Below are 13,592 nucleotides of genomic sequence, written 5' to 3'. Positions count from 1 at the left end.
TATAATGTTTTTTATGGAATAATTATTAAGATTGCAAAATAAGGAGAAACTATGAAAAAAAATATCGTATTTTTTGAAGCAGTAGGTGGTAGCGATAAGGGTCGCGATGGACACAGAAGAGACACTGTGCCTATGATGGACTATCTTAAGAAACTTGGTTGGAATGCAGAAGTTGTGTTTTTCACAGATGAAATTTTACGCGATGAGAGCAAAAAAAATGAAATTTACGAATATGTAAAAAAATCTGCTGATGCGTATGTTTCACGTGTTAATCCGGGAAATCTTAAAGAGGAAAAACTCTATTTTGATGTTTTACGCAAACTCTGTGAAAATGGCGTGATTGGTATGCCTCATCCAGATGCCATGATAGGCTATGGGGCAAAGGATGCTCTTACAAAACTGCGCAACACAGAGCTTGTCCCAACGGATACTTTGGCGTATTATGACCCTGCAGAAGCAAAGAGAATCGGAGTTAAATGGGAAGCAGGTGGTGAGCATGATTTTAAAAAGAATTTCCCTAAAACACTTGCAAAGGGCGAGAGAGTTTTAAAACAAAATCGTGGTTCAACAGGCGAAGGAATTTGGCGTGTGCAAATTAAAAATCCCGATAAATACAAAGGCGTGAGTGAGTTGCCCCTTGATGCAGAGATTCGCTGCACAGAAGCGGTGGATAATCACGTAGAGGAACGCAAACTTGGCGAGTTTATGGACTTTTGCGAAAAATACCTTAAAGGCGATAATGGTATGCTCGTGGATATGACTTTCTTGCCACGTATTAAAGAGGGTGAGATTCGTATTCTTATGCTCTATAAAGACCCTATTTATGTGGTGCATAAAAAACCAGCCGAAGGTGCAGACGCCTTTTCTGCGACTCTTTTTAGCGGGGCAAAATACCGCTATGATAAGCCTGAACAATGGAGCAAACTCGTGGATTACTTCCTCTCTAATTTGCCCGAGATTAAAAGCAAACTCGGTAACTACGACTTACCGCTCATTTGGACAGCGGATTTTATCCTTGATACCGATGAAAATGGCAAAGACAAATATGTCTTAGGCGAGATTAACTGCTCTTGTGTCGGCTTCACTTCACCTGCAGAATTCCTTGATAAAACCGCAAGAAGAGTGGCAAACACGATTATTAATATCGTAGAAGATGCACAAAAATGATTTTAGGGCGAGAATTCGCCCTTTTTTGAAAACAAGTTGTTGCTTAAATTTTTAAAAAACAATTTTTTGTCTAAAAACTTCTAAATATTAAAGAAATTAAGCTTAAATAAATATTTGAAGTCTTATAAATTAAGCATTGCAAATTTCAAAAATCAACGATTGAATTTAAGAAATATTGTGAAAATAAACCTCCATAAAAAACAATAAAAATTAAAACTCACTTACCATTATAATAAAAAAATCGATAATAAATAAAGCCATTTTATTATATTTAAATGAGATTGAATTTTTCAAAAGAGTTTAAAAACTGATTTTAGAATTTTAATCCCTATGGCAAAAAAGAAATGAACTCCTTTTTAAATATAAATTTCATTCTAACACAAAGCAAAATTAACTTGACTATGAATAAAAATTAAGTCCCTAAAAAAGGCTCAAATCAATATAAAATAATATGCACTTTTTGAGGTCCATGCACTCCAAAAACCGTTATAAGCTCAATATCTGCTGTCCTTGAAGGACCAGCGATAAATAAAATATTACTCGGCAATATTTCATTTTCTTTTTTCACTAAATGAAGAGCCTGACTAAGACTCCTTAAAACCTTTTCTTTTTTAAGCAGGATAATGCAAAGTTTTGGAGCTAAAGAAAGCATTCTAGGCTGTTCTTTTGAAGAAAGTACGAGTGCAACGCCATGTGAGCTTACTCCAGCACTTGCATTAATGATAGAAAAATCAGACTCAAAAACTTCTTTTCTTAAATGTTCAATCTCTTTATCGAAGCAAATTTTTTCTTTCGCATTAATTTTTTCTAAATTTAAAGTCAAATTTGCAGGATAAATGAGTTTTTCATAATTGTAATTTGCTACAATTTCATTGATTTTTTCTTCTAAAATTTCCGCACTTGCTTCTTCAACAATGTATTTATTTTCTGACATTTTTTGTTTCATTTCTTCTAAGGGGCTAAGATTTGAAACGGCTATATGTTCAATCGGATCTATGCTACTTTGATGGGAAAAATCCTCTTGTTTATAAGCGTTTTCAAGTTTAGCTAAAATATCTTCTTTGCTTCTGGCTGAAATTTCATCAATTCTATTCATAAACCACTCCTTGAATATTTTGCACTTCTTTGTATAAATCTTTTTTAATTTGAGGCAATTCTTTAAAGGCACTCCATTTTTTAATGACTGGTAAAGAATGCTTGAAATTTTGGATAAAATAATTGAAATAATGAGCCTTTGAAAGTGAAAAACGCCATCTTTCTCCATTTGTTGCTAAATTTTTAAATTGCTTAAATACAAAAGATTCTCCTTTGTTTTTATGCATAAATTCAGCTCCTAAGGGCGGGTTTTGCCTTTGTCCTACTTTATCAGCCCTAAGTTTTCTAATGAGTTCAGCTAAAGGAATTTTAACCGGACATACTTCAGAACACCTGCCGCAAAGCGAACAAAAGTTTAAAATATCACCCGTTTGATCAATCCCAAAAAGATTTGGGCTAATCACTTCACCAATAGGTCCGGGATAAATGGTTTGATAAGTATGTCCGCCAATTTGGTCATAAACAGGACAAAAATTCATACAAGCTCCACATCTAATGCATCTTAGAGCCTCGTAATAATCCTCATGGGCTAACATATCACTTCGATGATGGTCAAATAATATAATATGCACCTCTTTAGGTCCATCTAAGTCTCCATTTTTTCTCGGTGCTGTGATGATATTATTGTAAGTTGGGATAAACTGCCCGGTTGCAGAAGGAGTGAGTAAAGATACCATAGTCGCAGCATCTTCAAAGCTTTCCATAACCTTTTCTATGCCGCAAAGTGCGATATGAATATCCGGAGCTGTGGTGCACATTCTGCCATTGCCTTCATTTTCAATCAGCCAAAAAGCTCCTTCTTTAGACATAGCAAAATTAACCCCGCTCAGTCCAAGTTTTAACTCCTCAAATTCAGCCCTTAAATGCTCTCTTGCAATAGCATTGAGCTTTTCAGGTTCGCTTTCAAGTTTTGCTCCGAGTTTTTCTTTGAAAATTTGTCCAACTTCATTGCGATTCCTATGGATAGCCGGAACAACAATATGCACAGGACTTTCACCATTAAGCTGTAAAATAAGCTCTCCTAAATCCGTCTCTATAGCCTTTATACCTTTTTTCTCTAAGTAATGATTGAGCCCAATTTCCTCACTAGCCATTGATTTGCCTTTGAGAATTTTAGTGATTTTTTTCTGTTTCATCAGCTCATAGATAAGCTCACAAGCATCTTCATCACTGCTTGCCCAATGCACTTTCATACCATTTTTTTGAGCATTTTTTTCAAATTCTAAAAGCCTATCTTTTAAACTCATCAAAGCATTATTTTTAGCCTTTTTAGCCTTAGTTCGCAAACCCTCCCAATCCTCGAATTTATTTTCTATAACCTTAAGGCGATTTTTTTGCAAAGTATGCATAGCCGTCATTAAATTTTCACGCATTTGAGTGTCATTGAGTTTAATGCGAACAATTTCTTCGTGTGCTATCTTTTCACTGCTCATAATCTCTCTCCTTCAATGCGTTTAAGCAAAAAATCATACAAATGCACCCCTTTGATATCAAGTCCCATTTTTTTCATTGTTCCATCGATATTTAAAAGACAGCCCCCATCACCACTGATGAGATATTTTACACCTGTGTTTTGAATGTCTTTAATCTTCGTTTTGACCATAGCATTTGAAATTTCAGGCTCTTTAACCGAAAAAGTCCCACCAAAACCACAGCATTCCTCTTCATATTCTAAATCAATCAATTCAACATTTTTAAGTCTTTTGATGAGATTCTTGCTTGATTCTATGCTTTTTTGCACCCTTAAAGCGTGGCAATTTGAATGCCAAGTTACCTTTATAGGTTCTCCCTTATCCTCATAATTTACATTCAAAACTTTATCTAAATATTGAGAAAGCTCTATAATTCTTTTGCTAAATTTTTCAACCCTTTCCAATTCTTTATCTTTTTTAAAAAGTTCAATATAATCATGGCTCATCATTCCCGCACAAGAACCACTTGGCACGACGATAGGATAATCTTTTTCAAATAAATTCACATTATAAAGAGCAATCTCTTTGCTTTCTTTAAAATAACCAGAATTAAAAGAGGGCTGTGCACAACACGTTTGATTTTTTTTAAAAATCACTTCAATTCCTTCTCGTGTCAAAAGCTTGATTGCATTGATTATGCTCTCTTGCATTGCAGCTGTTCCTAAACAGGTTGCATAAAAATAGATTTTTTTCATTTTTTTCCTTAATGATTATAAATTTTGCATTAACCCTGCAAAAGCAAGGTTAATCATTTATTTTAACGGCACAGCATCCGGAATAATACCGCTTAAAAAGAAAGTTATAAAACAAGTCCAAAGTCCTATTAAAATAATAAAAGCCGCCGAATATTTCAATGTAAATTTAAAAAGATCTGATTCTTTACCAACAAGTCCTACCGCAGCACAAGCTATAGCTATACTTTGAGGAGAAATCATCTTTCCAACAACCCCACCTACAGAATTTGCTGCTAAAAATAAGGTTTCACTTATACCTAAATTTCTAGCACTTACCTGCTGTAAAGTCCCAAAAAGCAAATTAGAGCTTGTATCTGAACCGGTTAAGAAAACGCCTATCCAACCTATCACAGGAGAGAAGAAAGCAAAAGCATTGCCTGTTTGTGCAAAAGCAAGTCCTAGAGTGGTGCTCATACCGCTATTTCTAGAAATAAAAGCAAATGCAACAACAAGTCCTATGGTGATACAAGGAATTGCCATTTCTTTTAAGGTATCCCAAAAACACTCTGCAGCATCATGAGCTTTAATCCTTAAAATCCAAATGGTCAAAAAGGCTGCTAAGAGTATGGCTGTGCCCGCTTGATTAGCGATAAAATTAATCGGTAAATTTAAACTTATAGCCTTTGAGTCGCTATCAACAATGCTATTTTCAATATTCGTGGAGGCTATGGTGATTTGAGTGTAATCAAAAATCGCACCCTTTACAAATAAATCCTTAAACCAAGGTTGAGTCCAAATGATAATACAAACAATGAGCAAGATAAAAGGAGTCCAAGCCTTAAGAATTTCTTTAAATTCAAGTTGCTTTTCTTGAGTAAAATTTGTTTCATCATCAAATCTAAAAATATGATTTGGTTTCCAAAATTTCAAAAATATCGTCGTGCAAACCAAAGAAACGATAGCCGAAACAATGTCTGGTAATTCAGCTCCTAAAAAATTTGAACTTAAAAATTGAGTTGCTGTAAAACTTAATGCGGCTACAAAAATAGCTGGAAAAGTTTCTTTAACTCCTTTCAAGCCGTCCATTAAAAATACAATGAAAAATGGAACAGTTAAAGACAAAGGCACGAGCATACGTCCAACCATTGCAGATACAGCTTCTGATTCAATGCCAACGCTTTTACACATTGCAATGATAGGGATTCCTACTGCACCAAATGCAACCGGAGCTGTATTCGCAATCAAACAAAGTCCCGCCGCATGTAAAGGACGCAATCCTAAGCCGACAAGTAAAGCCGCTGTGATGGCTACAGGTCCCCCAAAACCAATCGCCCCCTCTAAAAAAGAACCAAAACAAAAACCGATGAGTATGACTTGAATTCTGTGATCAGGTGTGATGCTCACCACGCTTTGTTTGATGATTTCAAAAGCTCCGGATTTAACTGAAAGTTTATAAAGAAAAATTGCTGCAATGATAATCCACGCAATAGGCCACATTCCTTGAGCAAAACCATAAACAAAACTTGCACCAATCAATGAAAAGGGCATATCATAAGTGAATAAAGCAATCACACTTGCTAAAATCACCGTCAAAAATCCTGCTTGATACCCTTTAAGCTTGAAGAAAACAAGACAAGCTAAAAAACAAATGATGGGTAAAAATGCAAAAATCGCACTCAACCAAATACTTCCGAGTGGATCATAATTTTGTTGCCACATTGAAACTCCTTAGGATATTTAAATTTTTATTAAATTCTTTTTTAATAATTTTACATTTTAAAATATTATTGCTTAGAAATCAAAAATTCTAAAGGGATATTTGAAATATTTGAGTAATTTAGTAACATTTATTTTTATAGCCTCAACAAACCCATTCACACAATCAAGCCTATAATTTTTAAACTCAACCCTCTTAAAAACAAATCTTTGTTAGCAGGATAAAATACAAAACCCTAGCTTAGCACTTAAAAAACAACTTTTTACTCTATTTGATAAAAACAGCTTTAAATTCTTAAAAATTCTCAAAACAGAAGAATCAACAGAATTTTTAAAACAAATCCTCATCACACTCAAACAAGAAAAAGATGAGGAAAAACTAGAATTGATATTTAAATATTTTTATAAAATTTTTCAAAAATCTTCTTTGGATAAAGCAGATTTAAAATGGGATAAAAACGAAACAGAGCAGGAAAATCCTTTTTAATTTTTTAAACCTATAAATGAATTTTAATTTTTTAAAATCAAAAAAACTTTTAACATATCAATCAAAACTGATATTGCAAAGCTTATGTTTTTATTCAATCAAACATTTAAGCTTAAGCTCTCATCAATCTTTAACATCATTCATAAGATTTAAATATCAATTTCATTGAAATCAATTGTTTTATTTTAGTATGTATTTTAAATTAAAGCTTTTTAATCTTCAGACGATATAGAGTTTGAATCTTTTCAAAATATTGCGACAAAAAAGCTTAGCTTGTCTGGGCTTTTTTGATTGAATTTTAAGACTGTTTTTTATGAAATTCTTTTTTAATCCTTTTTATATCAAAAAAGAAAAATTTAATCATTCCTCCAAAATAAATATTTTTAAAAGCTTTGATTAAAGCTTCACCAAGTCTATAAGAAAAATAATTTTTAATTTTTAAAGCTTCTTCATAATCTTTGAGTGTTTCTAAAGGAGGAAGTTTTATGCCTTTTTGCTGTTCGCGTTGAATTTGATGTTCTTTTGCAGCTTGAATGAGTCTAAGAATTGTATTTTTGTATTCTTTAAATGTTTTAGGATTATTACTGACCATTATATTTCCAAGCTTATAGGCAAGATGATTTTTAACACGAAGCACAGCACCACTATTTTGCTGTGAATTGATTTTTACTTTCTTTTCTTTTAATCTTAAAAAGCAAGGATGTTGAGAAATACAATTTTGTCTTTGTTCAGGTTCTATTTTATAATATTCACAAACAAGTTCAAAAAAATCTCTATAATCCTTAAGCTTTTCCTCACTCACTCCATCTTGTTTTAATTTTTCAAAATCAAGTTGGAGTTCTTTATTAAAATTTGGTATAGAAAGCTTTTCATTTATTGTTGTGTATTTGACTTCTTCATCAATAAATTCGATTTCATTAAAAATTAACCAATCGGAAATCATAGGATGAATTCCTCCATAATAATCTACAAATTTAAAATCCTTATCTTCTAAAATTAACAAAAATTTTACCATTGCATCTCTCCTCCCATAGATCAAAAAATCAGTTGTGCCAAAAGGTCTGGCACCAGCAGAAATTTGATGATTTTTTAGTGTATGAAGATATAAAGGATCCATTTCAAAATATTCTGCATCGGGACGAATTCTGATTAAAAAGTCATATGTAAAATTATGTTGCATTTCATAACTTTTTATCAATTCTACAGCCTGAAGAAAACCATAATTCTGTTTCACAATATTTTTCCAATATCTTATAAGTTGTCCGTATTGATTGTTTAATGTTTCTTCAAATTCTTTTTCATTTGCAAGATGAATTTTCTTAAAATTATATTTTTTAAATTCTTCAAGTTCTACTTTTTGCTTAATACTCTTATCAAATATTTCAAAAGTATTTGGAAAATATTTTTTTAATCCGGATGTATGGTGAATTTCTCCGGGACAAATGTGAGAAATGTGAGAAAAATTTCTAGCCACATAATTTCCAGCTGCTCCCCTAAAACCCGGCCACAAAGCCACTTCATCCCAAGAAAATAAAAACATATCTGCATTCAAAGGTTTTATAAGATTTTTAATATTTTTTTGAAGTATATATTCCCAATCTCCTCTTAATTGTCCTGTGATTAAAACTGCGATTTTAGGATTTTGTTTTGGTTTGGGGTTTAGGTTAAGGATTTTCTTTATTCGAGCATATAAAATCTTTGAATAAATTTTAGAACCTTCTTGTGAATTTAATGCAGTATGCAATAAATAAAGATATTTTAAGCGAGTGAGAGACTTAAAAAACTCCTCATCATCCAAAACATTAAAATAATCTATTATTGTTTTCATAAAAAAACTTTTACTTAAAAGGGAAGGTTCTTTTAGGATGATTTCAAATAAAGAATTTGCTAATTCTAAATTTAATCTTTGTTCCTGTGTATATTTTCTCACAAGATAACAAGCTATTGCACCTCTTAATCCTATTCTAAAATCATTGATTTTAAGTTCTTTATAATCTTTTTGAAGGAGGGTTTCTAATTCTTGTTTAAAGCCCCCCCCCATTTTAGTTTCATTTAAATTTAAATCCTTAAGTGCATTCAAATCAAATTTTTCAAAATTTCCTGTTTCAAATAAAAACTCAAAATATTCTTTTAAACCTTTTTGTTCTTCATTGAGTTGTTTTAAACTCTGTTCTGCTAATTCAAAATTCCAAAAAGATAGAGCTCTTTTTATATAATTTGCTTGTTTGATATTGTTTTGCAAAGAAATCATAAATTATCCTTTAATTGATTTAACATCTAAATTAATAAAAGATAACAATTATATCAAAAAAAAAAAAAAAACAAATGCAAATGTTTTGTGAATTTAAGTATAAATTTAAATTTTGATTTAAAATGTAAAAAACATATTTTAAAATTTAATCTCAATCAGCAATTGCATTTTTGCTATATTCATTATCTTAATAATATTTTAAAGCATTTTAGGTTGATGAAGTGGTTGAAAAATTATTTGTTCTTTTCAACCCAAGAAAATCTAAAAGTAATGAGATGTTGTAAAATTCCAAAAAAAATCATAAAAATTGTAAAAGAACTACCACCATAACTGAAAAAAGGCAAAGGCACACCTACAACGGGAGCAAGTCCTATGGTCATAGAAATATTAACAGCTGAATAGATAAAAATAAAAAGTGCAACGCAATTAAGCACAACTCTTGCAAAATAATCTTCTTTAAGTTTTTGGTTTAAACTCAAAAGATGAAAAATCAATAAAATATAAAACAAAATAAGGGTTAAACCTCCTAAAAATCCAAATCTTTCTATCATATAAGCAAAGATAAAATCACTCGTTGAAATCGGCAAAAATTTAAAATGAGTTTGAGTGGCTTCATCTTGAGGTTTGCCGATTAATCCACCATTTCCAATCGCTATCATTGATTGTGCAACTTGATAATCAGGAGCTTGAGATATGAATTTTTGAATCCTTTGTTTTTGATAGGGCTTTAAAAGATAAGTATAAGCCATAGGAGAGCAAAGCCCCACAATAAGGGCAATGCTTAGCCAAATTTTATAATTGACACCTATGATAAAAAGCACTCCAAAACCTACAATCAAAAGCACCAACGCAGTGCCTAAATCGGGTTCTTTAGCGATCAACAAAAAGGGTAAAATGATATAGAAACTAAGCTTAATGAAACTTTTAATCTTATAGCCATTTTTTGGAGGAGGTTTTTGATAAATCAAATAGGCAAGCATTAAGATAAACGAGGGTTTAAAGAGTTCTGAAGGTTGTATGGTAAAATGAGTGAATGGAATTTCAAGCCAACGTTTAGCTCCAAGTTTTTCAACTCCGAAAATATCCGTGCTTAAAAGTAAAAAAATATTCACCCAATAAAGCAAGGGTATGAGCCACATCAATCTGCGTATAGGTAAGAAAAAGAAAAAACTAAAGGCTAAAAAACCTATACACATATAAACAAATTGTTTTTCAGCTAAAAAGCTATTAGCCTCAAAAATCAAAAAAAACGAAGTCAATATAATGGGTAAAATCAAAAAGGGTTGAACGAAATCAAAATGCGTTAAAATGCGTCTGTCTAATTTAAACAAAATTTGCCTCGTTTGTATTTAAATTTATTATAATTATATGCTAAAATTCTTACAATTAAAAATTATTTTTTATGTTTATAGGGAAAAGATGCAAAATTTTTTAAGCGATGAGAATGTGAGATTGGATATTTTTTTAGCTCAAAAACTCAAACAAAGTCGCTCTCAAGTGGCTTCACTTATTGAAAATGGAGGTGTTTGTGTCAATGGTGAAATTCAAAAGAAAAATTCACTTAAACTTAAAATCGCCGATGAAATTCAAATAAAAATTCCACTTCAAACTCAAACAAATCCTAAATATGAAATTCATTTTGAGCTTGACATTCTTTATGAAGATGAAGATTTGCTTGTTTTAAATAAAATTCCTCAACTTCCCGTGCATGGAGCAAGTAGTGTTAAACAAGCCACTCTCGTGGATTGGTTGGTTTCTAAAAATTACACCCTTTCAAATTTAGGTGGTGAAATTCGTGCAGGATTAGTGCATAGACTCGATAAAAATACGAGCGGAGCTATTATCATCGCTAAAAATAATTTCACGCATCAAAAATTAAGCGAACAATTGCAAGATAAAACTTTAGGTAGAATTTATCTTGCGTTAATTGATTTGCCATTAAAAGAGGATAAAATAATCATCAATAAAGCCTTAGCACGTTGCGTTTATAATCCCATTAAAAAAAGCGTTGTGGATGAGGGAATAAGAGGGGCTAAAAGTGCTAAAAGTGCCTTTGTAAATTTGCTGAATTCTAAAGATTGTGCCTTGATTGCAGCAAAACTTTTTACCGGTAGAACTCATCAGATTAGAGCACATTTAGCAAGTTTGAATCGTCATATTTTAGGCGATATTTTGTATGGATATAAGGCTAAAACAGATTTAAGAATGATGCTTCATTCTTATGTGCTTTATTTTATCCATCCAAAAACAAAGGAAAAAATTTTTGTTAAAGCCCCTTTGATGAATGATTTTGAAACAATTTTATTAAAAAAATTTAGCATAGGAGAAATCGATGAAAAAATTGCAATTGAGTTTTTACTCTCTTTGTTTGATTCTTTTGCTTAGTGCTTGTAGCATTCCTGCGGGAATGACAAATTCAAAAGAAACTTTAGTGAATGAAAGTTTGCCAAAGATTGAAAAATTAAAAAGCATAAGTGATATGAGTAGTGCAGCCTTTGAATGGGAGCCTTTGTATAATGAAAACATAGAGGGCTTTTATCTGTATCGTTCGAGCGAAGATAGTCCTGAATTTAAACTTGTTGCAACGATTAAAGATAAATTTCAAACGCATTATGTTGATAGTAAGCTTGAACCCGGAAAAAAATATCACTATATGATGAAAAGTTTTAACAATCAAAACCATATTTCTGAAGAAGGCACAAGTATAGAGCTTATAACTCAACCAAGAATCGAAGCCTTGCCTTTTGTCCAAGCTGTAACAAATCTTCCCAATCGCATTAAATTGATTTGGCGTCCCCATCCGGATTTAAGAGTGGATTCTTATAGGATTGAAAGAACAAAAATGGGTGAAAATCAATTTAAAACAATAGCCAAGCTTAAAAATCGTCTCAATGCTGAATATATCGATACAGATATGAAGGACAATGAAAGTTTTGATTATAGAATCTTTGCAATAAGTTTTGATGGGATTGAAAGTGAGCCGAGTGAAATTTTAAGCTCTACAAGCAAGGCTTTGCCGTCGCAAGTGGAAGGCTTAAAAGCAAGTACAGATTTATCAAATAAAATCTCTCTTTCTTGGAATGCTTCAAATGATGCGGATTTTTCTTATTATAAAATTTATTCCACAAGCTCAAGTTTCTTGCCTTATACTCTTTTGGCTCAAACGGATTCTAATCATTATGAAGATCTTGTTAATGAAGTTGGAAAAAGCAAGTATTATAAAATCACTCAAGTGGATAAAGATGCCCTTGAAAGCCCTATGCCTAAAGAAGGTGTAGAGGGTAAAACTTTGGGACTTCCTGCTGCACCAAGCATCATTTTAGCTCAAAGTGCAAGTGATGGTATTAATTTAGAATGGGTGGATAATGATGATAGAGCGAGTGAATATATCATCAAACGTTATGGAGGAGATTCTCCTGTAATTTTTAAGGGTGTTAAAGAAAAAAGACTCAAAGACATTAAGGCTTTACCGGGAATTGAATATGAATATGAAGTCATAAGTGTTGATTTAGCAGGAAATGAATCAGCACCTTCAAAAAGGGTTAAAGCGGGACAATAATGCCAAATTTCAAAGCAAAAAAAATCAAAACTTTTGATTTGCCTTTTGAAAAAAATGGGGTTAAATTGCTTTGGAAGGCTGCAAATGAAAACATTATTCTTGTTTTTGTTCAGGTGGAGGAACAAAAATTTTTTTTGCAGATTAAAAAAGAGCAAGATGAGTTTATCATTAAAGCAGACAAGCATTCTAAACCCTCTCAAATGAGTTATTTGCAAAAGGCTTTAGAAGTTTTTAAAGAGAATTTTTGCGAGGAGCTGACAAGTGAATCTTTTAAACATAAGGCTTTGCTGCAAAAGACTGCTTGCATTGTTAATGATTTTGATGAGCTGATTGAAAAGTTAAAAAATAAAAGAATTTATATAGAAATAGGCTTTGGGTCGGGCAGACATTTGCTCTATCAAGCCAGAGAAAACCCCGAAATTTTAATGCTTGGAGTGGAAATTTATACCCCATGTTTAACTCAAGTTGCAAAACTTGCAAAAAATTATGATAATATCTTACTCATTCAAAGTGATGCAAGGCTTTTAATGAGTGTTTTAAATTCAAATTGTGCAGAAAAAATTTTTTTACATTTTCCTGTGCCTTGGGATAAAAAACCACACAGACGCATCATAAGTCAAGCTTTTTGTAAAGAATGTGCAAGGGTGCTTACAAAGAATGGAGTTTTTGAGCTTAGAACGGATAGTTTGGAGTATTTTGATTTTGCACTTAAAAATTTTTTGGAATTTCAAAGCCCTCGATTTTCTCTTAAAAAGAACGAAAATTTAGAAATTTCAAGCAAGTATGAAGACAGATGGAAAAGACAAAACAAAAATATTTATGATTTAAGCGTTTGGAATTTAGATAATTTAGAAAATGACAATCAAAAAACAGATGAGCCGAATTTAAAGGTTTTAACTTTCACTCCATATAATTTAACGTGTTTGCAAAAAGAGCTTAAAAATCAAACTTTTAAAGAAGAGGATTTTTTCTTGCATTTTCAAAATTTTTATAGACTCGATGATGGCACTTTGCTCGTTAAAATCAGCTTGGGTTCTTTTAATAAACCTGAAAAGCTCTATTTACTTTTAGGTAAGGATTTGAACTTTGTTTTTAAAAAACCTTTTAAAACCAAAGAAAATTTAAAGGCTATGAAAAGGCTTCAACAAATTTTTGAAAATTTTTCATAAAA

General features: G+C 31.8%; 10 protein-coding genes. 4 read left to right on the top strand and 6 right to left on the bottom strand.

Features of this window, described 5'->3' with window-relative positions; genetic code table 11:
• Window positions 1-51: 51 nt before the first annotated feature.
• Window positions 52-1,167, top strand: coding sequence for a Cj0069 family protein (locus tag CCUN_RS06980; RefSeq protein ID WP_027306032.1), 1,116 nt, complete (start codon window positions 52-54; stop codon window positions 1,165-1,167).
• Window positions 1,168-1,603: 436 nt separating this feature from the next.
• Here the strand turns inward: CCUN_RS06980 and CCUN_RS06975 are convergent, their stop codons facing one another.
• The 6 genes from CCUN_RS06975 to CCUN_RS06950 form a co-directional block, all read right to left on the bottom strand.
• Window positions 1,604-2,263: a LutC/YkgG family protein gene (locus tag CCUN_RS06975; protein ID WP_027306031.1), complete on the bottom strand. Its 660-nt coding sequence runs from the start codon at window positions 2,261-2,263 to the stop codon at window positions 1,604-1,606.
• Entirely contained in the window at window positions 2,256-3,695 is a 1,440-nt protein-coding gene (locus tag CCUN_RS06970) for a LutB/LldF family L-lactate oxidation iron-sulfur protein (protein WP_027306030.1), read from the bottom strand. The genes CCUN_RS06975 and CCUN_RS06970 overlap by 8 nt, the downstream gene beginning before the upstream one ends.
• Window positions 3,692-4,429, bottom strand: coding sequence for a (Fe-S)-binding protein (locus tag CCUN_RS06965; RefSeq protein WP_027306029.1), 738 nt, complete (start codon window positions 4,427-4,429; stop codon window positions 3,692-3,694). Before CCUN_RS06965 ends, CCUN_RS06970 begins: the two co-directional genes overlap by 4 nt.
• Window positions 4,430-4,486: 57 nt before the next feature.
• Entirely contained in the window at window positions 4,487-6,127 is a 1,641-nt protein-coding gene (locus CCUN_RS06960; protein WP_027306028.1) for an L-lactate permease, read from the bottom strand.
• A gap of 782 nt (window positions 6,128-6,909) precedes the next feature.
• The gene (locus CCUN_RS06955; RefSeq protein WP_085296669.1) at window positions 6,910-8,862 is read right to left on the bottom strand and encodes a hypothetical protein; all 1,953 of its coding nucleotides are present in this window, start codon (window positions 8,860-8,862) and stop codon (window positions 6,910-6,912) included.
• A 233-nt stretch (window positions 8,863-9,095) separates the two neighbouring features.
• Window positions 9,096-10,193, bottom strand: a complete 1,098-nt coding sequence (locus CCUN_RS06950) for an FtsW/RodA/SpoVE family cell cycle protein (RefSeq protein ID WP_027305876.1) — start codon at window positions 10,191-10,193, stop codon at window positions 9,096-9,098.
• Between the two features lie 88 nt (window positions 10,194-10,281).
• Here CCUN_RS06950 and CCUN_RS06945 point away from each other — a divergent pair, with 88 nt between their 5' ends.
• From CCUN_RS06945 to trmB, 3 genes are read left to right on the top strand one after another with little or no spacing between them, the layout of a single operon-like run.
• Window positions 10,282-11,247 (top strand): RluA family pseudouridine synthase, encoded by a 966-nt coding sequence (locus CCUN_RS06945; RefSeq protein ID WP_027305877.1) that lies wholly within the window; start codon window positions 10,282-10,284, stop codon window positions 11,245-11,247.
• Entirely contained in the window at window positions 11,195-12,421 is a 1,227-nt protein-coding gene (locus tag CCUN_RS06940; RefSeq protein WP_027305878.1) for a fibronectin type III domain-containing protein, read from the top strand. The genes CCUN_RS06945 and CCUN_RS06940 overlap by 53 nt, the downstream gene beginning before the upstream one ends.
• Window positions 12,421-13,590 carry a tRNA (guanosine(46)-N7)-methyltransferase TrmB gene (trmB, locus tag CCUN_RS06935; protein WP_027305879.1) on the top strand — a complete coding sequence of 390 codons (1,170 nt, stop codon included), beginning with the start codon at window positions 12,421-12,423 and terminating at the stop codon, window positions 13,588-13,590. Before CCUN_RS06940 ends, trmB begins: the two co-directional genes overlap by 1 nt.
• Window positions 13,591-13,592: the final 2 nt, after the last annotated feature.

Origin of the sequence: Campylobacter cuniculorum DSM 23162 = LMG 24588, assembly GCF_002104335.1 — a bacterium.
GTDB classification, from domain to species: domain Bacteria; phylum Campylobacterota; class Campylobacteria; order Campylobacterales; family Campylobacteraceae; genus Campylobacter_D; species Campylobacter_D cuniculorum.
This window is presented reverse-complemented; position numbering and strand designations above follow the sequence as displayed.